This window comes from Ignatzschineria sp. 22MB058224, assembly GCF_058188435.1.
Genome location: NZ_CP187366.1, coordinates 875,105 through 899,148 on the forward strand (window position 1 = coordinate 875,105; position 24,044 = coordinate 899,148).

Annotated in this window: 20 protein-coding genes; 7 read left to right on the forward strand and 13 right to left on the reverse strand. The window is 38.5% G+C overall.

The window, feature by feature from the left end:
- Positions 1-3: 3 nt before the first annotated feature.
- The 12 genes from ccoS to ACPF7B_RS03695 form a co-directional block, all read right to left on the reverse strand.
- Positions 4-240, reverse strand: a complete 237-nt coding sequence (ccoS, locus tag ACPF7B_RS03640) for a cbb3-type cytochrome oxidase assembly protein CcoS (protein WP_490506278.1) — start codon at positions 238-240, stop codon at positions 4-6.
- The gene (locus ACPF7B_RS03645) at positions 237-2,696 is read right to left on the reverse strand and encodes a heavy metal translocating P-type ATPase (protein WP_490506279.1); all 2,460 of its coding nucleotides are present in this window, start codon (positions 2,694-2,696) and stop codon (positions 237-239) included. The genes ccoS and ACPF7B_RS03645 overlap by 4 nt, the downstream gene beginning before the upstream one ends.
- Positions 2,697-2,862: 166 nt before the next feature.
- The gene (locus ACPF7B_RS03650) at positions 2,863-3,696 is read right to left on the reverse strand and encodes a FixH family protein (RefSeq protein ID WP_490506280.1); all 834 of its coding nucleotides are present in this window, start codon (positions 3,694-3,696) and stop codon (positions 2,863-2,865) included.
- Positions 3,697-3,716: 20 nt separating this feature from the next.
- Complete coding sequence (gene ccoG / locus ACPF7B_RS03655; protein WP_490506281.1) at positions 3,717-5,144, reverse strand: cytochrome c oxidase accessory protein CcoG; 1,428 nt, start codon at positions 5,142-5,144, stop codon at positions 3,717-3,719.
- A gap of 161 nt (positions 5,145-5,305) precedes the next feature.
- Positions 5,306-6,367 carry a cbb3-type cytochrome c oxidase N-terminal domain-containing protein gene (locus ACPF7B_RS03660; RefSeq protein WP_490506282.1) on the reverse strand — a complete coding sequence of 354 codons (1,062 nt, stop codon included), beginning with the start codon at positions 6,365-6,367 and terminating at the stop codon, positions 5,306-5,308.
- A 51-nt stretch (positions 6,368-6,418) separates the two neighbouring features.
- The gene (locus tag ACPF7B_RS03665) at positions 6,419-6,646 is read right to left on the reverse strand and encodes a cbb3-type cytochrome oxidase subunit 3 (RefSeq protein ID WP_490506283.1); all 228 of its coding nucleotides are present in this window, start codon (positions 6,644-6,646) and stop codon (positions 6,419-6,421) included.
- A gap of 18 nt (positions 6,647-6,664) precedes the next feature.
- The gene (gene ccoO / locus ACPF7B_RS03670) at positions 6,665-7,489 is read right to left on the reverse strand and encodes a cytochrome-c oxidase, cbb3-type subunit II (protein ID WP_490506491.1); all 825 of its coding nucleotides are present in this window, start codon (positions 7,487-7,489) and stop codon (positions 6,665-6,667) included.
- A gap of 19 nt (positions 7,490-7,508) precedes the next feature.
- Positions 7,509-8,966, reverse strand: a complete 1,458-nt coding sequence (gene ccoN / locus ACPF7B_RS03675) for a cytochrome-c oxidase, cbb3-type subunit I (RefSeq protein WP_490506284.1) — start codon at positions 8,964-8,966, stop codon at positions 7,509-7,511.
- A 164-nt stretch (positions 8,967-9,130) separates the two neighbouring features.
- Entirely contained in the window at positions 9,131-10,498 is a 1,368-nt protein-coding gene (locus ACPF7B_RS03680; RefSeq protein WP_490506285.1) for a deoxyguanosinetriphosphate triphosphohydrolase, read from the reverse strand.
- Positions 10,491-11,528, reverse strand: a complete 1,038-nt coding sequence (gene tsaD, locus ACPF7B_RS03685; RefSeq protein ID WP_490506286.1) for a tRNA (adenosine(37)-N6)-threonylcarbamoyltransferase complex transferase subunit TsaD — start codon at positions 11,526-11,528, stop codon at positions 10,491-10,493. The genes ACPF7B_RS03680 and tsaD overlap by 8 nt, the downstream gene beginning before the upstream one ends.
- 51 nt (positions 11,529-11,579) lie before the next feature.
- Positions 11,580-11,951 carry a diacylglycerol kinase gene (locus ACPF7B_RS03690; protein WP_490506287.1) on the reverse strand — a complete coding sequence of 124 codons (372 nt, stop codon included), beginning with the start codon at positions 11,949-11,951 and terminating at the stop codon, positions 11,580-11,582.
- Positions 11,952-12,028: 77 nt separating this feature from the next.
- Positions 12,029-12,175 (reverse strand): hypothetical protein, encoded by a 147-nt coding sequence (locus ACPF7B_RS03695; protein ID WP_490506288.1) that lies wholly within the window; start codon positions 12,173-12,175, stop codon positions 12,029-12,031.
- A gap of 182 nt (positions 12,176-12,357) precedes the next feature.
- On the opposite strand from ACPF7B_RS03695, the gene ACPF7B_RS03700 reads away from it, so the two are divergent.
- The 5 genes from ACPF7B_RS03700 (at position 12,358) to dnaJ (ending at position 20,684) form a co-directional block, all read left to right on the forward strand.
- Entirely contained in the window at positions 12,358-14,850 is a 2,493-nt protein-coding gene (locus tag ACPF7B_RS03700) for a DNA topoisomerase I (RefSeq protein WP_490506289.1), read from the forward strand.
- Between the two features lie 112 nt (positions 14,851-14,962).
- Positions 14,963-16,342: a sigma-54-dependent transcriptional regulator gene (locus ACPF7B_RS03705; RefSeq protein ID WP_490506290.1), complete on the forward strand. Its 1,380-nt coding sequence runs from the start codon at positions 14,963-14,965 to the stop codon at positions 16,340-16,342.
- A 91-nt stretch (positions 16,343-16,433) separates the two neighbouring features.
- Complete coding sequence (locus tag ACPF7B_RS03710; RefSeq protein ID WP_490506291.1) at positions 16,434-17,162, forward strand: YggS family pyridoxal phosphate-dependent enzyme; 729 nt, start codon at positions 16,434-16,436, stop codon at positions 17,160-17,162.
- Positions 17,163-17,341: 179 nt separating this feature from the next.
- Positions 17,342-19,255, forward strand: a complete 1,914-nt coding sequence (gene dnaK / locus ACPF7B_RS03715; protein WP_490506292.1) for a molecular chaperone DnaK — start codon at positions 17,342-17,344, stop codon at positions 19,253-19,255.
- A 271-nt stretch (positions 19,256-19,526) separates the two neighbouring features.
- Positions 19,527-20,684: a molecular chaperone DnaJ gene (dnaJ, locus tag ACPF7B_RS03720; protein ID WP_490506293.1), complete on the forward strand. Its 1,158-nt coding sequence runs from the start codon at positions 19,527-19,529 to the stop codon at positions 20,682-20,684.
- 135 nt (positions 20,685-20,819) lie between these two features.
- Here the strand turns inward: dnaJ and ACPF7B_RS03725 are convergent, their stop codons facing one another.
- Positions 20,820-22,031: a multidrug effflux MFS transporter gene (locus tag ACPF7B_RS03725; protein ID WP_490506294.1), complete on the reverse strand. Its 1,212-nt coding sequence runs from the start codon at positions 22,029-22,031 to the stop codon at positions 20,820-20,822.
- A 253-nt stretch (positions 22,032-22,284) separates the two neighbouring features.
- On the opposite strand from ACPF7B_RS03725, the gene cysS reads away from it, so the two are divergent.
- Together cysS and ACPF7B_RS03735 are read left to right on the forward strand one after the other, a co-directional pair.
- Positions 22,285-23,649, forward strand: a complete 1,365-nt coding sequence (cysS, locus tag ACPF7B_RS03730; protein ID WP_490506295.1) for a cysteine--tRNA ligase — start codon at positions 22,285-22,287, stop codon at positions 23,647-23,649.
- Positions 23,646-23,921: an HP0495 family protein gene (locus ACPF7B_RS03735; protein WP_490506296.1), complete on the forward strand. Its 276-nt coding sequence runs from the start codon at positions 23,646-23,648 to the stop codon at positions 23,919-23,921. Before cysS ends, ACPF7B_RS03735 begins: the two co-directional genes overlap by 4 nt.
- Positions 23,922-24,044: the final 123 nt, after the last annotated feature.

The window sequence follows — 24,044 nt, forward strand, 5'->3', positions numbered from 1 at the left end:
CTTTTAACCTTTTTTGGGTGTCTCTATTTTTTCACTATTCAAGGATTGTTGGTCAAGAGTATCTATTTTTTTGTTTTTTTCATCTTCAAGAGGACGAATATCCTCATCAAATAAAATTTGATGTGCAGGACCTTCAAGATCATCAAATTGATCTGAACGAACCGCCCAAATAAAAGCATACGCCGCTGCAATCATACCGGCAAGCGTTAATGGTAACAATATAAATAAAGCATGGCTCACTTTGCTCGCCCCTCCCGAATCCTTAACGTATTTCCAACTACAATCAGAGAGCTTAAACTCATTCCTAATGCAGCCATCCATGGAAGTACAAAACCTGTCATTGCGCATGGAATCGCTACAATATTATATAATAACGCCCAAAACAGATTTTGAGTAATAATTTTATCAGTTCGTTTAGCGAGCGTAAGCCCTTCAATCAATGGCTTTAAATGATTATCCATCATCAAAATCATGTCTGCTGTCGATTGTGCTAAAAGCGCCCCTTGTCCAATTGCAATAGAAACATCCGCTTTCGCTAACACCGGTCCATCGTTAATTCCATCACCAAGCATTGCTACAATTGCTCCTTTCGATTGAAGTTGCGCTACATACTCTAACTTATCTTGCGGTAACAAATCCCCTTTTGCCTGGGAAATACCCAATGTCTCATTAAAGAGATTCACGGTTTGTTGTCTATCACCGCTCAAGATATGCAGTTCATAACCTGATTGATGCAAGCTATCGATAACTTCTTTGGTGTCATCTTTGAGATGATCAAGTAATGAAAAAGCTGCTAATAACTGATTACCCACTCCTAAACCAATCCATAAACCATTACTGAAATCTACTTTATCACCATTTTCAAACCAATCTAATCGACCAATTTTATATGTTTGCCCATCAATCACTCCGGTTATCCCCTTACCCACGACATTATCAATGTCGCTTACCGAAAGCAGTTCGACACTATTTTTATAGACCCACTCATTGAAACCAAATGCAATAGGATGATTCGAGGACGCTTCTAATGTAGCAGCAACAGTTAAAAGCTCTTTGTCTGAAAATAATTGTGAAAAATTTCGTATTTCATCTATCGTTAAACGCCCTTCTGTAAGGGTTCCTGTTTTATCAAAAACAATGTCTGTCACTTTACCCAACGTTTCAAGCGCCCCCCCACGAGTCGCAATCAGGCCTTTCTCAATAATAGCTTGGTTACCAGCGCTGAGTGCAGAAGGTGTTGCTAATGCTAATGCGCAAGGACACGAGACAACTAATACCGCAAGTGTCACTTCAAATGCCTTCGATGCTCCATCTAAATAGAACCAAATACCAAATGTTAACGCACAACAGATTAATAATCCGAGGACAAAATAGGTCGAAATGATATCAGCTAATTTCGCCATTTTAGGTTTTTCACTCATTGAGCGATCAATAAGACGTGACATTTGTGATAAAACGGTTTCTGCACCGACCTTAGTCACCTCCATCATTAATGGCTGTTCATAATTCACAGATCCCCCAATTAAAGGATCACCAAAGTGCTTTTCTATTGGCAAGCTTTCACCCGATAAGAGTGATTCATCAACCATTGCAATTTTATCAAGTAATACACCATCCACAGGAATACTATCACCGGGTTTAATCCGTAATTTATCTCCAACTGCAAGACGGCTAGTCGCTATTAATTCATAAGAACCGTCTTCTAAAAGCCGCTCTGCAAAATTAGGTTTTAATTTTAAAATATCATCCGAAATCAATAATGATTTATGGCGTGCACTTGTTTCTAATACTCTTGCACCCAAAAGCAAGAAAACAAACATCGTAACACCTTCATAATAGGTTTCACCAATCCCCATAACGGTATTGTAGGCACTCCACACGGTACCTGCAATCACCGCTAAAGAGATATTAACATTCATCGTCAATCGGTGATTTTTAAGATCAGAATACGCGGATTTATAAAAGCTTCGACTTGAATAAGTAGCGCAAGGTATTGTTGCAAAAAGGCTAAACCATCGCAAAAGACTCAATGAGCTATCAGTCATATCTCCAGAATAATAACCGAAATAAAGCGCAACAGAAATTGTCATTACCTGCATTGAAAATAGTGCTGCGATACCAAATTCCATTAATAACGAACGCCATTCTTTCTTTATTTTACGTTGCTCTATTTGTTCATCATAAGGAGTACCTTGGTAACCCAGCTTTAAAATCTCAATAAGTATCTCAGATATTTTAATTTTTTCAGGATCAAATGTGAGATGCGCCCGATGAGTAGTCAAATTAATATCAAATCGAGTGACTCCAGCGAAACGCTTTATGCTATTTTCGAGCAACCAAACACACGCAGCGCAAGTAATTTTATCAATGATTAAATAAGCATTTGCTAAAGTTTTGCCATTTTTATCTTCAGATTTCGATATAAATTGGACAGCGACATCAGGATGGTCATAAAAATGCATCTCCTGTTTCAGAGCTTCAGGGATAAGCATCATTTCTGTATCTGGTCGAATTGCTGCTTCTGAACGAAAGTCATAGTAGCGAGTTAAACCAGATTGATCAATCATCTCAGCAATAGCTTTACAGCCTGCACAACACATTGGCTGATCTTTATTTTGAATTTTAGCGGTAAATGGAGCTCGACCATTAATTGGGAGCTCACAGTGATAACACTTAAGTTTAGCTACTGTTGCCATATCATCCTATGATTCTTATTTTTTATTTTTCCATTATAAAGCAATCTTGCCACTACAAAAATAGAGTTATGGCTTAATAGTATAACTCTACATAAAATTGGTTGAAAAATCGTAGCTACTCTGAAATAGAAAAAGAGCATTGCTGCTCTTTTCTAAATATGTCTTTTCAATGAACTCTGAGCTTTTCTTCAAGATCACATTGTATATCAGGAGGACAATTTATCAAGGTTCGCCCTACCAATTCATGAGTATCTTCACCCCGCAGAATATCTAATTCCAATCCCCAAGGGCCAACACGTTCAAATTGAACTGGAATAGAATACAGACCAGGTTCAATCATTTCAAGTGTATATTCTCGATCAAGCTCCTGCTCTGCTGAGCGATTAAATTTTGCAACAATCTCAGCATTATCGAGAGGAACCCCTTCCTTATCTTTTAATTCAACAATAAAAAAATTTTCTTGATCTACAAACGGCTTTTTAGCAAAACCAAAGTTCACTTTCCAACCACGAGCTTCTTGTTCTGCAAGACGTTTTTGATAAGCATTATAATAAGCTTCTTTCTTATGATATGCATTCGGCACCTCTCCTGGGAATCGCGTACTAACAAAAGAATCTTCCGCTTTACTCTTAAAGATCAAGCCCTTTTCAGCCATCACAACAAACGCACCATTCTGAATAGTCAACACTAAAAAGAAACCCAAAATTGTAATGGGCGCCCAATGCATTCGCTTCCCATCTTTACCACGCAAACTTTTGACTCCACCAGAACTAATCAAGTAATAGGCAAAAGAAGTCATCAAGTTACAAGTGATGTAAAGTGTAAATACATCTCCACCACGCCAATGTAAAATTGAGAATGGGACAACAACTGCAATCCCCATTAACGCAGTAATACTTGCTGCTTGCATTGGAGTAAACCGTAAAAATTTATGTAAAATTAAACATAAAACTAATACGGCCACTACACCAAATAGCATAATCGCTACTGTTTCATTCATTTAAGTCAATCCTTTGGCTCTTATTTTTTTAAGAAAATTGCTTTCAGTTTCTGCGTATCAATCACATCGCCTGTTTCAGGATTTGTAATGGTCAGAACGAAAGTTACATCCGGAATAAATGGTACATCTTTATCTTTACGCACACTAGCATTCAGTGCAACTCTTTGACCTGGTTTTAACTCAATATCATTAAAACTCATTGCCAATTCGTAACCAGGATCTTCCACTGCGACATGAAGTTTTTGTGGATCAAGTGTTAGATTATTAAACTTCAGTTCGTAAGTATTTTGTATACGGCCATCACTTAGCACAGTTGCAGGTTTTCTTGATGATTCTACAATATAATGAGCTACATCGCGATGCGAAATACTCCAAGCCAAAATTGCTGCAATTACGATAATTACAACACCATAACCAATATTACGAGGTCTAAAGTAATTCGTTTTCTTACCCTCTAATCCTGCTTCTGAATCATAGCGAATGAGCCCTGTTGGGTATTTTAAACTAGTCATCATATTATGACATGCATCAATACAAAGACCACAAGTAATACAGCGATAATTAATACCTTCACGGATATCAATACCTGCCGGGCAAACCTGTACACATAGGTCACAATCGATACAATCACCATAACCTTGTTGGATTCGCTCATCATGATCACGTAATTCTTTTGTAGGCTTTGCACGACCCTTTTCACGCTCACCTCGCTTAAAATCATACGTTACAATTAATGTATCGCGATCAAACATTACCCCTTGGAAACGTGCGTAAGGACACATATAGGTACAGACCTGCTCTCGTGAGAAACCCGCCATAATAAATGTTGCAGCCGTAATAAATGCGATCGTTCCATATGCTGCAAATGGCGCATCACCAATAAACACAACTTTAATCAACTCAGGTGCTGGCATCCAATAAGACGTAAAAGAAAAACCAGTCCAAAAGGCAACCACTAACCAGGCTAACCATGTTAAGCTGATCTTTGTGATTTTTTCAGCATTCCAGGGACCTTCATGCAGTTTTTTACGAACATTTCGATTTCCTTGAATCCAACCTTCAATCATAATAAAAGCATCGGTCCAAAGAGTTTGGAAACAAAAATAGCCGCAAAAAACACGCCCTAACACTGCGGTAACAAAGAAGAGTAAAAAAGCAAAAATTGCCAACACCCCGGCAAGCCAAAATATATTCTGAACATCTACCGGAAGGCTAAAAATATAGAAGGTTTTTGCTGTTAAATCAAAAACAACTGCTTGCCCTGGAAGTCCTGGCCCACGATCCCAAGGCACCCAAGGCAATAAATAAAAGACTAAAAATGCTATCAAGAGCACCGAGCTCTTGAAAGTTCTAAATTTTCCCTTAACACTTCTTGGGTAAATAGGAATACGTTTTGCGTATAAATCACCGCTACTTGGAGCTGTCTGCTCAGATAGATTATTTGCCACTTTAACGACCTTTCTCTAGTAATTATTATTATCAGGTATTATAACAAAATTTATTCAAATCTTAAGCAATCACCAATGCCTATTTATCTCTTTATATAGCTCTAAATCAAAAAAAAGCCCTTTATCAATATAAAGGGCTTTAACATCTGAAGCAATTACGATTAATTATTCGTTTTTTCTGGTACTTTACCACCACCAAGTTGGTGAACATATACAGCCAATGCACGAATTTGCTCTGGACTTAAACGGGTCTCCCAACGAGGCATAACACGATTAGTTGTATTTGGATCTACCCCATCACGAATTTGAGGGATCATTGCCGCAACTTTCTCTTCAGGGGTTTCCTTAGAGTTAATATCAACAACTTCCCAAATTTGATCTGTTAAATTAGGAGCCCCTAACATAGGATTACCTTGAGGCTTACGAGGATCTTTAGTAAAGTCTACATGACATGTGAAACATGCACCTTTACCAAAGAAAATCTCTTCACCCCGCGAAGTTGCTTCATCGGGTGTATAATTATTTGATAAAGTTAAAGCATATTTAGCTACATCTTCAATCTCTTCAGGTGTCAAACTTAACTTACCAGCAGGCATACTACTACGTCTGCCACCTTCTTTACCATTTACACCTTGCGTGATTGTTTTCTCGATATCAGCAAGACTTCCACCCCAAATCCAGTTGTCATCATTGAGGTTAGGATATAAACCAACAACACCCTCCGCCTGAGGACCATGACATGTTGCACAGTTATCTACGAAAAGCGTCTTACCTGCATTCTCTGCAAACTTAATCATATCAGGATCATTAATAATTTCTTCTTCTGTTTTAGTCATTAGCTTTTCGAAATGTTCATGACGTTTTAACGCTTCAGGAGAAAACTGTAATTCATTGACTAAACGTGCACGAGTATTCCAATGCACCTCTACTTTTTCCATCGCAGCATTATCAGGATCACTAACATCAACTAAAAGATCTCCTGATTGTTGAACAACAGGGCGTTCAATTTCAACTTTATAAACCCCTTTAGTAAAGGAATTTGGTAAAGGCCACGTTGGGAATAAAATCCAGTAACCTATCGCAAAAATAATCGTTCCATAGAACGCATAGAGCCACCATCTTGGAAGAGGATTATTATACTCTTGAAGATCTCCATCCCAGACATGACCAGTAGTTTCTGCTTCAAGATTGTTTAAATCTTTTTTGTTTGTATTATCACTCATTATTGTTTCCTCAATCATTTTGATAATGAAGAGCGGTAAGTAAATGTATTTCTACTCATCTTTTTTCGCTTTATCATTTGATTCTTTAGTCTCTTTCTGATCAAAGATAAACTCTTCATCATCCATAAATGGGATATATCGATATTCATCAAATCGTTTTTTCCGTGCTTTACCGGTAAATGTGTAAATGATGATCCCAATAAAGACCGCAAAGAAGATTACTGCAGCTAAGGTTTTACTATTACCTAAATCTGTAAACCACATAAAGAAATCCATCATTACACATTCTCCTATAAATTAACGGAATTCACTAAATTCGATACCTTGATCTTCTTTAAACTCAACCATTGTTCCCAACACTTGCAAATAAGAAACTAATGCATCCATCTTTGTAAGACGTGATGGATTCATATCATAATTTCCTGCCTTTGCTTGTGCTTCTAAGTTTTGTTCAGCGAGATCAATAACAAGCATATTTGCCACATCAACTCCGAAACGCTCAATGTTCGCTTCATACTCTTCTTGCGTTTTTGAATATGGAACACCTGCGATTCTAGCTGCACTCATTTGCTCTTTCACATCTGCTATATAAAGATCATCTTCAAGCAACCATGGATATTTAGGCATAATTGATGCAGGTACACGGCTTTTTGGATTTACCAAATGGTCTACATGCCATTGATTGTCCATTTTCCCACCTACACGTGCAAGATCAGGACCAATACGACGTGACCCCCATTGGAATGGTTTATCAAATTGCGATTCAGCAGCAAGTGAATAATGGCCATAGCGTTCATATTCATCTTGCATAGGACGAATTTGCTGTGAGTGACAGTTATAACAGCCTTCTGAAACGTAGATATTACGCCCTAAAAACTCTAAAGGAGTATAGGGTCGAATTGCATCCACTTCACGAGTAACCATTACAGCATTACCATTTTCATCTAAAACTGGTTTGAAATTCTCATCTAGCTTTACCTCAGTGACGTTTTTTTTCACTTCTTCGATTGAACCATCAATATAGAAGAGAGGTACAATCTCGATCAAACCACCGATACTAATTACCACAAGCGTAAAAAGTAGTAAAAGCCCAGTATTTTTTTCTAAACGTTCATGTTTAATCATTTAATTTTCTCCCCTATTATGCATGAGCTTTTGCATCTGGAATAAGCGCATTATTATCTGCTTGCGCACGTGAACCAATGATCATAGTCATAATGAAATTAAAGATCATAATTACTGCACCCAGTAAGAACATGCCACCGCCAATTGCTCTGAAAATATACGGAGTATGCATAAATTTAACAGTTTCAATAAACTCGTATGCGAGAGTCCCATACTCAGGATTAAACGCACGAAGCATCATACCTTGTCCGATACCGGCAACCCATAAAGAAACGATGTAGATAACGATTCCAATTGTAGCTAACCAGAAATGAGCAAAGATTAATTTTTCACTATAAATTTTGCCACCAAAAATACGGGGAACCATATGATATAACGAACCAAAAGTAATCATCGCAACCCAACCAAGAGCCCCAGCATGAACATGACCTACTGTCCAGTCTGTATAATGAGATAACGCATTTACCGAGCGTAAGCTCATTAATGGACCTTCAAATGTACTCATACCATAGAATGAAAGCGATACAACCATAAATCGGATAATTGGATTTGTACGAATACTATCCCATGCACCCGATAACGTCATAATCCCATTGATCATACCACCCCATGATGGAAGTAATAAGATAATTGAGAACGTCGCTGAAAGCGATGAAACCCAATCTGGAAGAGATGTCCAGTGAAGGTGATGCGCACCTGCCCACATATACAGGAACGTTAACGCCCAGAAGTGAACAATAGAAAGACGGTATGAATAGATTGGACGACCTGCCTCTTTTGGTACGAAGTAATACATCATTCCTAGGAATGCAACTGTCAAGATAAACCCAACAGCATTATGACCGTACCACCATTGAACCATTGCATCCTGCATACCGCTAAATACGTTGTATGATTTGAGGCCCGCCCCACCGAATACAGGGATAGAAATGTTATTAAATACGTGTAATAAAGTTGTTGCCAAAATAAATGCAAGATAGAACCAGTTTGCAACATAGATATGTTTCTGTTTACGACGCATGACGGTGGAAACATATACAAAGAAGTATGTCAACCAAATAACCGCTACGGCCCAATCGAATATCCACTCAAACTCTGCATATTCTTTACCTTGTGTATAGCCCATCATATAGCTAATTGGAACAAGCGTAAAAACAATCGTCCAACCAATCCATACTGCGTAAGCCAATATAGGATACGCTAAACGAACTTGACAAGTTCTTTGAACAACATAAAAAGATGTTCCGATAAGCGCAGAACCACCCATACCGAAGATTACTAATGTTGTATGAACAGGTCTAAGGCGTCCAAACGATAGCCCCGGTAAATCAAAGTTAAAAATTGGCCAAGTCAGCTCAAGTGCTGCCCAAAGCCCCGCGGATAAACCTAGTGCTCCAAAAAACAGAGTACTAATTACGAGACCACGGATAACACCGTACTCATAATGATCATGAAGACTGTTACTTTGTCCCATAGTTCCCCCAAAAATTAATAAACATCATATTAAATGCATCCCATACTAATGTTACTCGAGTCCTCATCTTACTAGAATTTAAGTCCTAAGTATTGACATCTATCAAAATAAATACCCAAATACTTTCGGCAATCTAACGAGGAATAGCGCATATTAAACAAGAGTTATACTGGCAAATCAACCCCTGTTATCATTTTAAATACTTTCACGGCATAGCGATCGGTCATACCCGATACGAAATCGGTAACATGCTGAACTCGCTGATAAGGATTATCACTTATCATTCGCTGATCTTCAAAAAATTGTTCTGGTAAAAACTTCAGCAACATTTTTGTTCGTGCACCACTACCCTCTTTTCCTTGTTCCATCGCACCGACAAATGCTTCTAATAATGTTTCGATCACTTTAAAGCCTGCAATGCCGACCTCAAGAACTGTGGAAGAATGATAAATATTCTCCTGAGAGTATGCTTTTATTTTACTCAAAGCTTCAGCCGCAGGAATCAGTTCAAGTAAGCTTGTTGTTAATTGACCATTTAAAATAGCACTCTCGTTTTTAATAAAAATCTCAATCGTTTGCTCAACTAATAGGCCAATCGTAAAGGCTCGCAGATATTCAACCCGATCTTTTGTTCGTTTGATGGTTTCTAATTTTCGGGTAGGCAGTTCACTAGTAGCCGTAATCAATTCTTCCAAAAACCCTAAAATTTCGTCACTACTAACAAGTGATAATCGGTATGCATCCTCCATATCAACAATGTGATAACAGATATCATCAGCAGCTTCCAATAAATATGTTAGCGGGTGACGATACCATGAGCATTCAACCGTTGGATGAGGCTTCATATTACAACTGGTAGCAACTTTGTGAAAAAGTTCTTTTTCAGATTGAAAGTAATTAAACTTTTTAAATGCAATATTCTTTTCAATCGGCTTGGGCGAACTCCCACAAGGATATTTCATAATTGAAGCAAGGACCGGTAAAGATAATTGCAATCCTCCGACATTATCGGAGCTTTGAAGTTTTGTCAGAACTCGAAAAGCCTGAGCGTTTCCTTCAAAATTTAAAAAATCAGATTTTTCTGAATTTGACATGGGCTCTAAAGCAGTAACACCAACACTATTTCGTTTAAAAAAACGACTGATCGCTTCTTCACCTGCATGTCCAAATGGTGGATTTCCAATATCATGTGCTAAGGCACCTGCTGCAAGGACTGCTCCTAAATCTGCTGGTGCAATAGAAGTCAACTGATATTCCCGCTCTAAGTATTCACCTAAAAGTGTTCCTAAACTACGACAAACACTACTGACCTCTAGACTATGTGTCAATCTTGTTCGGACATAATCTGTTTGCGCTAAAGGAAAGACTTGTGTTTTATCTTGCAATCGCCTAAAAGCTGCAGAAAATATTAGACGATCAAAATCTTTTTGAAAACTTGTACGATGCGTTTGTGATCGCTCTCGGTGCTCAACTCCTAGTCTTGCCTGAGGAAGGTATGCTTCCCATTCATACCGCCTCTTTAATTTATTCATTATGAACACCTTGTTTGCTGCTCGAGCTGTAAGTTGATAACTGATCAATTGGCCAACGTGCTAACAATTTTACCTGATCCGTTTTCTCTCCTCTAGAAAGTCGCTCATACCCTAAATATGCGACCATCGCACCATTATCAGTGCAAAACTCTGAACGAGGAAAAAATACTTTTAATTGTTCTTTATCTTCTAACTGCTTCAATTGTGACCGGAGATGTTTATTTGCACCTACCCCGCCAGATACCACTAATGTTTTGCAGTCCGTTTCTTTAAGAGCTCGAAGAGATTTTAAAATCAATGTGTCGATCAATGCTTCTTGAAATCCAGCTGCAATATCTGGATACTCAGCCTGATTTACAGATTCAATTGTGAGCAATGCTTTTGTTTTAATACCACTGAAACTAAAATCCAACCCTGGTCGATTCATCATTGGTCGAGGAAATTCATACTTTGAGCTATCGCCCTGCTCAGCTAGACGTGCAAGCTCTGGCCCACCAGGATATGGCAAGCCCATAATTTTTGCAGTCTTGTCAAATGCTTCACCAACAGCATCATCAAGGCTTTCGCCGAGTAACGTATAGTCGCCAAAAGCTTTTACAAGAACCAACTGTGTATGACCACCAGACACAAGAAGCGTAATAAAAGGATACTCTGGTTTTTTTTCTTCAAGCATTACCGCCATTAAGTGTGCTTCCATATGATTGACCCCTAAAATTGGGATATTCAAAGCTAAACCTAAGCCTTGAGCGTAAGTCGCCGCCACCATTAACGCACCGATCAATCCAGGGCCTTTTGTAAACGCAATGCCATCGAGATCCGAAAAGCGCAAGTCCGCATCTTCCATAGCCGCATTAACGAGTATCGGAAGTTTACGAATATGATCCCGTGATGCAAGCTCAGGAACGACGCCGCCGTAATTAGCATGTAAACCAATTTGTGAATAGAGTTGATGCGCAAGCAACCCCTTATCTTTACTATAAATAGCAACGCCAGTTTCATCGCATGAACTCTCAATTCCTAAAACAATCACTCTCTAACCTTTATGTATAAAAATATGTACTTGCCTAATTTAAGATCAATCTTACAGCACCGGGAAAAAAAGAATCGCACCCCAAACAGCAGCCCATAATATGAATGCGATAAAAACAAGTGCAGATCCAATATCTTTTGCTTGCCCAGACAATGGATGAATCTCAAAACCAATTCGGTCGATAATCGTTTCTATTGCTGAATTAATCAATTCCATTAAGAAAATCAAAATTGTTGTACCAAGCATGAGCGCAAGTTCAACACCTGATTTTGCTAAATAAAATGCTAATGGAATAATCAATATTGCTAGCAGTACTTCTTGACGAACCGCGGATTCATTTCTATACGCAGCTTTAAGTCCTTTTATCGAATAACCTGCCGCCGCTACAATTCGACCTAATCCCGTACGATTAGGTTTATTCATCTGTTCACTCATAAATATCTGATTAAATTCCTATAAACAGCGCATTATTTTAGACAAACGATATAAAAATGTTTAAATTATCGAGGAAGCTCTACTTCGATAACTTGATTAGCTTCATTCTCTTTATCGGTGTCATCAAGCATCACCCATATGATAAAGGCGATAATGATTACAAGAAAGAGCCATTTGAATGAGCGTTTTGATTTTTTTTGTTCGTAATACATAAGTGATAAATTCTACTTTCTAGGTTAATTTAAAGAGATCGCTTGAAATATTGAATTAAATTACTCAAACTACTACTTCAATTTTGAAGTATGCGAATAAAAAGTCATTGTAGCAAATCCGAACTTTTTTGAACGATAAAAAATAGATAATAAACATTTGTAGGATTACTGAGAACAGATAGATGAGTAAATCATTAGTTATTGTAGAATCACCCGCAAAAGCGAAAACCATTGAAAAATACTTAGGCAAGGACTATACAGTTCTTGCCTCTTTTGGACATGTTCGAGCACTCGTTAGAAAACAGGGATCTGTCGATCCCGATCACAACTTCGCAATGAAATACGAAGTGATTCCACAGAATAAAAAGCACCTAGCAGCCATTGAAAAGGCCTTAAAAAATGCCGATACTTTAATGCTTGCAACTGACCCCGATAGAGAAGGTGAAGCAATTTCATGGCATATTCTTGAATATTTAAAGAGTAAGCGGGCACTAACTGGCAAAAAAGTCTGTCGCGTTGTTTTTAATGAGATTACTAAAAATGCGGTCCAATACGCTGTTGCTAATCCACGTCAACTCGATATGGACTTAGTAGAGGCACAACAAGCACGAACAGCTCTCGACTATCTTGTCGGCTTTAATCTCTCACCACTTTTATGGAAAAAGATAAACCCAGGTCTCTCTGCTGGACGCGTTCAATCCCCTGCTCTTCGTCTTATTGTAGAGCGAGAAGATGAAATCAATGCCTTTGTGAGTCAAGAATACTGGTCTATCTTTGCCCAGCTTGAGAAAGATAACAACAATTTCTCCGGCCGACTAACAGAGTACAAAGGTAATAAGGTTGAACAGTTTTCATTTACAGATGAAAAAAGTGCATTAGAAGTTCAGAAGACATTAACCGATAAATTTGGGCATACAATTCCCGTTTATAATGTTGAAAAGAAACAACGCCGCCGAAATCCTGCGGCACCTTTTACCACATCAACCTTACAACAAGAAGCTTCTCGTAAGTTACGATTTAGCACATCACGCACGATGCGTACAGCGCAAGATCTCTATGAAGGAATTAATCTCGGACATGATACAATAGGTCTGATCACTTACATGCGTACAGACTCGGTTGTTTTATCAAATGAAGCGTTGGAAGACATCCGCAAATATATTCTTTCAAAACATGGCAAAGAATATCTACCCAAAGAATCTCGTGAATACAAAACGAAAGCAAAAAATGCACAAGAAGCGCATGAAGCGATTCGCCCTACATCTATCTTCAGAACCCCTGAGTCTGTAAAAGAGCATCTCTCTTCTGATCAATATCGCCTCTATGAATTGATCTGGAAACGGGCAGTTGCGTCCCAAATGGAATCGGCAATAATGGATACCACTTCTGTTGATCTTGGAGCAAAAGGATTGCACACCTTTAGAGTAACAGGTTCAACTATTGCTTTTCCAGGATTTATGAGTCTCTATCTCGAGGATGTTGATGATGAAAAAGAGGATCAAAAAGAAGAAGATCGCATTCTTCCGGAGATGGCAGTGGGAGATATCATTGTTCTTGATGGAATTCAACCAAATCAACACTTCACTGAACCACCCCCCCGTTATACAGAAGCCTCTTTAGTGAAATCATTAGAAGAGTTCGGTATTGGCCGCCCTTCAACCTATGCATCAATCATCTCAACATTACAAAATCGTGAATACGTAATCCTTGATAGTCGCCGATTTATTCCAACGGACATGGGTAAAATTGTTTCTCGATTCTTGAGCTCTGAATTTAAGCGAATTGTTGACTATGAATTTACAGCCCTCATGGAAGATGGTTTGGATGAAATTTCTCGCGGTGAAAAAGACTGGATTCCACTTCTAGAACATTTCTGGGAACCTTTCATTAAACAATGTAATTTCGTTGAAGAAAATGTGACTCGAGCGGAAGTAGCACAAGCAAAAATCCTCGGGGAAGATCCTAAAACCGGCAAACCTGTTTCTGTCCGTATTGGAAGGTATGGGCCTTTTGCGCAAATTGGGGACAAGGATGATGAAGAAAAACCACGCTTTGCCTCACTTTTACCCGGCCAAAGTATCGATACCATTACCTTTGAGGAGGCAATGGCGCTATTTCGTTTACCCCGAGTATTAGGTCAAGGAGATGATGGCTATGATATTCGCGCTAACATTGGACGATTTGGACCTTATATCCAATACGGACCACGGAAATTCGTCTCGCTTAAAGAGGATGATCCTTATAGTGTGACCTTTGAACGTGCGCTAGAAGTTGTGGAAGCGCATAAAGCCGCTGAAGCTGCAAAATTTATTAATTCATTTGAGGTAGGTGATGTGACCATTGAAGTGATTAATGGACGCTATGGACCTTATGTTACCGATGGTACTAAAAATGCAAAAGTACCCAAAGAGACAGATCCGGCAACGCTCACTGTTGAGGATTGCCAAGAACTTCTCGCAAAAGCACCAGCAAAAGGCCGCAAAAAAACTGCGACAAAGAAAAAAACCACCAAAAAGGGGACTAAATCTGAGGACAAAGCGGATAATGATAATTCTAAAAAAACGACAACTAAAAAAGTAAGTACCACGAAAAAAACAGCCGCTAAAAAGAGCCCTGCTAAGAAGACTGCGGCTAAAAAAACCGCAACAAAAACGACAACTAAAAAAGATTCTTAAATTTGGTTATACTAAGAGGGAGTTTCAGCTCCCTTTTTTTATGAATATATTTTAAGAGATAACAACAGTATTCGTCTTAATATCCACTTCTTTATGCGAGAACAAAAATAATATGTTGCCTAAAAATCCGTATATTCTGATCGTTGATGATGAAAAAGATATCTGTAACCTTGTCAGTGATATTTTACAAGATGAAGGATATGAAGTTGCAATGGCTTACAATGGTAAACAAGCACGAGCCCTTAAAGCGGAACGAGAACCGGATCTTATTCTTCTCGATATATGGATGCCTGATATTGACGGCATTTCACTACTTGAATCATGGAAAATAGATGGAGAGTTACGCTGTCCTGTTATTATGATGAGTGGGCATGGAACTCTCGAGCATGCTATTGAGGCAACAAAACTAGGTGCTTCGGATTTTTTAGAAAAACCATTAACGCTTGCAAAACTTTTATTAGTTGTTGAAAAAACGCTACAAGAGTCTGAAGTATCTTCTTCGACTCTTCACTCAGAACAGATTCAACCCATCGATATTGTTCCCTTTGAACCGATCGGACGCAGTCACGCAATGAATAATCTGCGCCAAAAATTAAAAGACGCTTCGAAAACAGATACCAATGTTCTACTTGTCCATACCTTTGGTTCAGAAGTTGCGGGTATTGCTAGTTATATTCACCTCAATTCTTCTCGAAAAAACACACCATTTTATGAGCTAAGTTTCAATACCCTCACTCTAAGTGAAGTAAAGGAATTAATAGAAGATACAGATAAGCGTTCCAAGCTTCTACAATCAATTGATGGTGGGACGCTCTACATATCTAATATTGAACAAGCTGATAATCATGCACAAAAGTTACTCTATGATTTAATCCAGACTAAATCATATGTACAGCCACAAAACGGTGCAATAGTTCCGTCTAATATTCGCTATATTTTTTCTGCTCAACCTGCGCTTTATGGCTTAGTCGATAATCAAGAATTCAATGAAGCACTTTGGCATCTTATCAATGTAGTAGTCATCGAAATCCCTTCATTGGCGGAACATCCAGAAGATGTACCTGAATTAATTAGCTATTATGTACATCACTTTGTCGAGGATAAACATCTTACCTATCGACACTTCTCAATTGCGGCGCAAAATAGACTACGTAATCACCATTGGAAAGGTAATCATCTTGCACTTAGAAACATTATTCAGCGACTATTAATATTGGGCAAAAGCGATGAAGTAACACTTGAAGAGGTCAATAGCACCCTCGAACAAGAGAGTAAAGTAGATCAGGTCAATCTTTTAAATACAACTGATCATCTACTTCTACATTTACCACTTCGTGAAGCTCGAGAACAATTTGAAAGAGCATATCTTATTGCTCAATATGAACGCTCTGAAGGGAATATTGCTAATCTTGCTGAGCTAGTAGGAATGGAGCGAACAAATCTCTATCGAAAACTAAAATCTCTTGATATTGACCCCAAAAAAGGCTATTAATTTTGGATAGTAAAAAATCAACATCTTTTTTATCTGTGGCACTTCACCTAAACCTTGAAGTGCCCTATTTTTATTCTTCATTTTAAAGATTATGAATAAACAAAAAACTATCGAGCAATCGGCAATTTTACAAAATATTGAGCGAATCAATGAACGTATTGAAAAGGCTGTTTATGCAAGCGGGCGAGCTCGACAAGAAATCAAACTTCTCCTTGCAACAAAAACGCAAAACGTTGAAACAATCAATCATGCACTTAGGCTTGGTTACGGTCTCATTGGCGAAAATCGTGCGCAAGAATTAGTCAAAAAAGCACCATTTTTACTCAATGAACCGACCGATATTACTCCTAGAGAAACACACTTTATCGGATCCTTGCAAGGAAATAAGGTAAATGAGGTTGCCGCACTAGCCGATTGCATTCAAACCGTTGATCGCGAAAGAATTGCCCGACGAATCAATCAATACGCGTTAAATCATCATTTTAAACAAAAAATTATGATTCAAGTGAATAGCAGTCGTGATCCACAAAAACAGGGCCTTCTTCCCGAAGAACTACCTTTTTTTTTAGAAAAAATATCAGAATTTAAAAATCTTGAAATCACCGGCCTCATGACCATTGGCTTGCAATCTCGTGAACATCAAACCATCCAGAAGGGTTTTGCTAACTTACGTATTTTAAAAGAAAAAATGCATTCTAAAGGACTTTTAAACAATTCAGCCACAGAACTATCGATGGGGATGAGCCAAGATTTAGAACTTGCAATTTTAGAAGGTGCCACCATACTACGTATCGGCAGTGATATCTTTGGTGCTCGATGACAATCAAATGTCGATAATATAAATTCTTATAAAAAAATTAATAAATCGACTTGAAGTTCAAAAAAACGTTCCCATATTGTATTCAAATGAAGTGAAGACTTACTTGAACATAACTGATAAAACTCGAAAATCTAGTAAATAAACACTATTAAAATAAATAATACAAAAGGAAATTAATAATGGCTAAAATTATTGGTATTGACTTAGGTACTACTAACTCTTGTGTTGCTGTAATGGAAGGCGATAAAGTTCGCGTTATTGAGAATGTAGAAGGTGATCGTACTACACCTTCGATCGTTGCATATACACCAGACGAAGTATTAACCGGCGAACCTGCAAAACGTCAGGCAATCACGAACCCTAAAAACACGCTCTACGCAATCAAGCGTCTCATCGGTCGCCGTTATGATGACGCAGAAGTTCAAAAAGATAAGGAAATTGTGCCTTTCTCAATTATCAAAGCTGATAATGGGGACGCATGGGTCGAAGTTTTAGATAATCAAAAGATGGCACCACCAGAAGTTTCCGCACGCGTCTTAATGAAAATGAAAGAGACCGCCGAAAAATATCTTGGTGAAAAAGTGACGGAAGCAGTTATCACTGTGCCCGCATACTTTAATGATGCTCAACGTCAAGCAACAAAAGATGCGGGTAAAATTGCAGGACTTGATGTAAAACGTATTATCAACGAACCAACTGCGGCAGCACTTGCTTACGGTCTTGATAAAGATACAAAAGGCGAGAAAAAAGTAGCGGTATTTGATCTTGGTGGTGGGACATTCGATATCTCAATTATTGAAATTGCAGACTTTGATGGTGATAAACAATTTGAGGTTCTTTCAACAAATGGGGATACATTCCTTGGAGGGGAAGATTTCGATAATGCCGTAATCAATTATCTAGTTGCTGAATTCAAAAAAGAGACAGGTATCGACTTACAAAATGATCCATTAGCGTTGCAACGTCTTAAAGATGCAGGTGAAAAAGCAAAAATTGAACTCTCTTCTGCACAGCAAACAGAGATCAATCTTCCTTACATTACTGCAGATAACACTGGACCCAAACATCTGAATATCAAAATGACTCGTGCAAAATTGGAGTCTCTTGTTGATGATTTAGTTGAGCGCACATTAGAGCCTTGCCGCATTGCCTTAAAAGATGCAGGACTTTCGGCGAGCCAAATCGATGAGGTAATCCTTGTTGGTGGTCAAACTCGTATGCCTAAAGTGCAAGAGAAAGTAAAAGAGTTCTTTGGCAAAGAGCCGCGTCATGATGTTAACCCAGATGAAGCTGTTGCTTCAGGTGCTGCAGTACAAGGCGGTGTTTTGGGTGGTGATGTTAAGGATGTTCTTCTTTTAGATGTAACGCCTTTATCATTAGGGATCGAAACAATGGGTGGCGTCATGACAAAACTCATCGACAAAAATACAACCATTCCAACCAAAGCAAGCCAAGTGTTCTCAACAGCGCAAGACAACCAACCGGCTGTGACAATTCATGTATTGCAAGGTGAACGCCCACAAGCATCTGAGAACCACTCTTTAGGTCAATTTGATCTTGCGGATATTCCACCTGCTCCACGTGGTACACCACAAATCGAGGTAACATTCGATATCGATTCAGACGGCATTATGAATGTTTCTGCAAAAGATAAAGCAACCGGTAAAGAGCAATCTATTCAGATCCGTTCTAACTCAGGTTTATCAGAAGCAGATATCGAAAAAATGGTAAAAGATGCTGAAAAGCATGCTGAAGAAGATCGTAAGTTCCAAGAGCTCGTATCTGCACGTAATATGGCTGAACAGATGATTCATGCCTCTGAAAAATCCTTAAAAGATTTAGCAGATAAAGTTGAAGAATCTGAGAAAGTAGCTATTGAAGCAGCAATTGAAGAATTGAAAGAAGCTGTAAAAGGCAGTGATCTTGATGAAATCAAAGGCAAAACAGAAAAACTTACTGAGCTTGCCGGAGCATTAGCACAGAAAGCCTATGCTGAACAATCAGATAGTGCTGATGCAGCTACTGATGATAAAAAAGAGGATGTTGTTGATGCAGAATTTGAAGAAGTTAAAGATGAGAAAAAAGATCAATAATTCTTTAACTTCCTCATAAATGCACGGGATACCTCCAATTGGAGGTATCCTCTTTTATCAAGTAATCCTTTTAGAATTAATGTAAACAGCTCATCAATAGCGATTTATCAGGTCTCTAATGATGATATGTTTTCAGATAATTGACCCTTAATTATTTATAACTATCATTTAAATCGAAATTTTGAACTCTATATTTCATTCTATTGATTAATATAGTTCTCTCATTTTATTAAATGCACATTATAAAACAGACAGTAAGGAATAAGCATATATGGCTGAACGCGATTATTATGAAGTCTTAGGCGTTGCAAAAGGTGCAACACAAGATGAAATTCGTAAAGCTTATAGACGTCTTGCCGGGAAATACCATCCCGACCGCAATGCGGATAATAAAGAAGAAGCTGAAGAGAAATTTAAAGAGGTTCAGAAAGCCTATGAAGTTCTTTCAGATGATGAAAAACGAAAAATGTATGACCAATTTGGACACGCTGGTGTAAATGGCCAAGCTGGTGGCTTTGGTGGTGGTCAAGGTGGATTCGGCGGAGGCTTTGGTAGTGCTGATTTCGGTGATATCTTTGGAGATATGTTTGGTGATATCTTCGGTGGTCGCGGCGGCGGTGGACGCAGCAGCGGACCTCGCGCATATCGTGGTGAAGACATCGGGTATCAACTCGATATTACACTTGAAGAAGCTGTTTTTGGTACAAAAACGCGCATAACGGTTCCAACTACTGTTCACTGCCACTACTGCAATGGCACCGGAGCGGCTGAAGGATCTGAGCCTATCACCTGCCCAACGTGTCATGGTGCTGGTCAAGTACGTGTATCTCAAGGATTCTTTTCAGTACAACAAACATGTCCAGATTGTCATGGTCGTGGTAAGAAAATTACTAATCCATGTAAACATTGTCATGGTACTGGTAATATCAAAAAAAACAAAACATTGGAAGTCACTGTTCCTGCTGGCGTTGATACAGGCGATCGTATTCGCCTCTCTGGTGAGGGTGAGGCAGGCGAAAATGGCGGACCCAATGGGGATTTATACGTTCAAATTCGTGTAAAAAAACACGCCATATTTACACGTGAAAATGAGAACCTCTATTGTGAAGTTCCTGTAAGTTTTACAACAGCAGCATTAGGTGGTGAGATCGAAGTGCCTACACTTGATGGTCGAGTAAACTTAAAGATCCCAGCAGAAACTCAAACAGATCGAGTATTCCGTCTTCGTGGTAAAGGTGTTAAACCGGTTCGCGGTGGTTCACAAGGTGACCTTTACTGTACAATTAAAATTGAAACACCCGTTAAACTCAGTAATGAACAAAAAGATATGCTTCGTAAATTTGGTGAAACACTCGGTGAAAACCATGCACCAAAACAAAACGGCTGGCTCGATAAAGCAAAACGTTTTTTCGAAGACTTAGGAAAATAATTTTTTAAACGAAAAATTATACGTCTTATTTATCTTATTAAATTAAAAGTCCCTGTACTATTTAGTCACAGGGATTTTTAATATCTTGCAATAAAATTAAATCATCAGTAAATACTCTTCGCTGAAAGAAATCGGTTATTGTGCATTTTCTGGAACCTTATACTCTTTCCAAGGTTGAAAAAGAAAAAAGTATGCAATCGCACCTAGCATTCCTGAAACCCCCATCACAATCGTTAATAACTCTTGATGTTGCGTGACAATTGAACTCGCAACAGCTCCAACGAAAAACTGTGTTGCTGAATTTAGCGCCATTGCTGCACCTGCTCTGTCATAATTCAGTTCAATAATTTGTGAGACAATGTTGTTTCCGATGAAACCAGATACACACATTAATAAGAAGGTAGAACCAAAAAATGCCCAAAGCGAAAAATCACCGATCAGCAACATAACCACACCGGCGATACTAATCCATACAAGCCCAAAGATAATAAGTGACAAGGTACTAAAGCGGCGTAAAAGAAAGATATTCAAGAGTGCGCTGACAATGACACCAATGATATTAAGCCCAAAAAGAATACTAAAGTGAAACTCGGTTAGGTGATACTTTCCTTGATAGAGATACGATGAACCCGTTACATAAGCAAATACGACACCTGCAGGAAGTGCGCAACCTAACATTGCACCGAGTGAACGGCGATCTTTAAGAATCAAAAGATAATTATAGAAAGTCCCTTTGAGCGTAATCGCTGGACGATCTTCTTTCGCATACGTCTCTGGAAGAAAGAAGAAAGTCAGTAGAAATGCCATTAAACCAAAAAGCGTTAACACAGCAAAAAGCGCTCGCCAGTTATCAAAGAAATAGAGCACCATAACGCCGATTATGGGGGCTAACAGCGGAGCGATCATCATTATGACCTGCACAACCGACATCATTACTGCAACTTTTTTCCCTTTAAAAACATCCCGAATAACTGCTCGCCCGACCACCATGCAAGCTCCTGCTCCAATTGCTTGGATCAAACGTAAACCTTGCAACCATGCAATACTCGTCGTTTGAGTGCTAATAATACTGGTGATGGTATAGATAATAGAACCGATTAGAATAATATTTCGGCGCCCATATTTATCTGAAAGCGGCCCATAAAACATCATCCCTATACAGAGTCCGATTAAGAAAAAAGTTAAGGTCTTTTTCACTTCAGAATCAGTTGTTCCCAATCCTTCTTGAATTTTTAAAAATGCCGGCAGATAGAGATCAATCGACATCGGAGCAAAAGCCCCCATTAACGTGATGATAACAACTAGGAGAAAGATATGAGGAAGCTTTTTAGGCGTAAAAATCTGCATGAAATAACTCTTTCAAAAAGGGATTGAATCGATCAAACGAAATTTATAATCTATTAGAGTTCTAAACTTACGTCTAAACATCTGCCAAAATTGTAACATAATTCAAAATATTACCGTGATCGTTCATAATACCAACTCTATAAAACTCCCTTTTTCTAGCCACTTCATACCAATATTAAGAGGGATACGGTAAAATAAACAATAATGTTGATAATCATTAATCGATAAACCCATTACACTGAGTTCAATAAATATGATCCAAATCTATAATAGCCTTACACGTCAAAAAGAACCTTTTGTTCCTCTTAAAGAAAATGAGATCAAGATGTATGTTTGCGGTATGACCGTTTATGATTACTGCCATATTGGCCATGCTCGCTCATTAATTGCTTTCGATATGGTGAATCGCTATTTTAGACATCGTGGCTATCAAGTAAAATTTGTCCGAAATATTACCGATATCGACGATAAGATCATAACTCGGGCCAATGAACGTGGTATCACTATCCAAGCATTAACAGCAGAATTTATCGCTAAAATGCATGAAGACTGTGCGACCCTGAACATCATGCCTCCTGATGAAGAACCTCGCGCAACAGCCTACGTCGATGGAATGCTTAAAATGATCCGTACGCTTATCGAGAAAGGACTTGCCTATCATGCCGATAATGGTGATGTATACTATCGTGTTCGTGAGTTTAAAGAATACGGTAAACTTTCAAATCAATCCATTGATGAATTACGATCTGGCGAACGTGTTGCCGTGGATCAATTTAAAGAAGACCCTCTTGATTTCGTGTTATGGAAACATGCTAAAGAAGGCGAACCAGCATGGGATTCGCCTTTCGGTTCAGGCCGCCCTGGCTGGCATATTGAATGTTCAGTCATGAGTGCAGCGACACTTGGCGAGCATTTTGATATCCATGGTGGAGGTATGGATCTTAAATTTCCACATCATGAATGTGAAATTGCGCAATCAGAAGGGTGCAATGAAACCAAAATGGCTAACTATTGGATGCACAATGGATTCATCAATATCGATAATGAGAAGATGAGTAAATCACTCGGAAATTTTTTCACAATTCGGGAAATTTTAGAAGAGTATCCAGCAGAAGTTTTACGCTTTTTTATTCTTAGCACCCATTATCGTAGCCATATTAACTATTCAACAGAAACTATATCGCAAGCAGGAAATGGTTTGCGCCGACTCTACACTGCCCTTAGTAATGCACCTACTGAGATCGTACCTTTTGATAAAAATCATCCTTTAGTGATTAAATTTTACTCAGCAATGGATGATGACTTTAATTCTGCCCTTGCCATCTCCATATTATACGAAGCAGCAACAGCATATAACAAAACCGGAGATGCGACCTATTATACTATTCTTAAAGAATTAGGCAGTATATTAGGAATTTTACAGCAATCTCCCGAGCAATTTTTGCAAGGCGATAAAGAAGAACTCGCGATTGATATTGATGCCATGATTGCTGCACGTAACAGCGCAAGAGCTGAAAAGAACTGGGCAGAATCGGATCGTATTCGTGATGAACTCGCAGCGCTCGGTATCGCTCTTGAAGATAAAGATGGTAAAACTACATGGAGAAAAATATCATGATAAATCCTGAAACTGGCGAATCTCTCGTCGAATTTCCAACTCACTTCGCTTTTAAAGTAACCGGCGAAAATAATGATGATTTTGAAGAGACAATTATTGCCTTGATGACTCAAGTAGATCCTAATCTTGATCATGATCGAATTAAACGTAACTTGAGTAAATCAGGAAAATATCTCTCGTTAACGATTGATGTATTTGTCACAGAACAAGGTCACATTGATAAGGTTTACGAGTTACTGAAAGATGAGAAACGTGTTCTCTTCGCAATCTAAAATGATAAAATTATAATATGTACTAAAATCCCCAATATGGGGATTTTTTATTACTCTATAAATTAATTTATCTCTCGACCAATTATTCGAAAAAGAGTCGATGAACTCCTTGAAAAAAGGTGC

Bases quoted from the DNA above. Each gene is read 5' to 3' on its own strand.
- ACPF7B_RS03645 (WP_490506279.1), bottom strand. From the start codon at position 2,696: ATGGCAACAGTAGCTAAACTTAAGTGTTATCACTGTGAGCTCCCAATT.
- ACPF7B_RS03650 (WP_490506280.1), bottom strand. From the start codon at position 3,696: ATGAATGAAACAGTAGCGATTATGCTATTTGGTGTAGTGGCCGTATTA.
- ACPF7B_RS03660 (WP_490506282.1), bottom strand. From the start codon at position 6,367: ATGAGTGATAATACAAACAAAAAAGATTTAAACAATCTTGAAGCAGAA.
- ACPF7B_RS03665 (WP_490506283.1), bottom strand. From the start codon at position 6,646: ATGATGGATTTCTTTATGTGGTTTACAGATTTAGGTAATAGTAAAACC.
- ccoN (WP_490506284.1), bottom strand. From the start codon at position 8,966: ATGGGACAAAGTAACAGTCTTCATGATCATTATGAGTACGGTGTTATC.
- ACPF7B_RS03680 (WP_490506285.1), bottom strand. From the start codon at position 10,498: ATGAATAAATTAAAGAGGCGGTATGAATGGGAAGCATACCTTCCTCAG.
- ACPF7B_RS03690 (WP_490506287.1), bottom strand. From the start codon at position 11,951: ATGAATAAACCTAATCGTACGGGATTAGGTCGAATTGTAGCGGCGGCA.
- ACPF7B_RS03695 (WP_490506288.1), bottom strand. From the start codon at position 12,175: ATGTATTACGAACAAAAAAAATCAAAACGCTCATTCAAATGGCTCTTT.
- ACPF7B_RS03700 (WP_490506289.1), top strand. From the start codon at position 12,358: ATGAGTAAATCATTAGTTATTGTAGAATCACCCGCAAAAGCGAAAACC.
- ACPF7B_RS03705 (WP_490506290.1), top strand. From the start codon at position 14,963: ATGTTGCCTAAAAATCCGTATATTCTGATCGTTGATGATGAAAAAGAT.
- ACPF7B_RS03710 (WP_490506291.1), top strand. From the start codon at position 16,434: ATGAATAAACAAAAAACTATCGAGCAATCGGCAATTTTACAAAATATT.
- dnaK (WP_490506292.1), top strand. From the start codon at position 17,342: ATGGCTAAAATTATTGGTATTGACTTAGGTACTACTAACTCTTGTGTT.
- dnaJ (WP_490506293.1), top strand. From the start codon at position 19,527: ATGGCTGAACGCGATTATTATGAAGTCTTAGGCGTTGCAAAAGGTGCA.
- ACPF7B_RS03725 (WP_490506294.1), bottom strand. From the start codon at position 22,031: ATGCAGATTTTTACGCCTAAAAAGCTTCCTCATATCTTTCTCCTAGTT.
- cysS (WP_490506295.1), top strand. From the start codon at position 22,285: ATGATCCAAATCTATAATAGCCTTACACGTCAAAAAGAACCTTTTGTT.
- ACPF7B_RS03735 (WP_490506296.1), top strand. From the start codon at position 23,646: ATGATAAATCCTGAAACTGGCGAATCTCTCGTCGAATTTCCAACTCAC.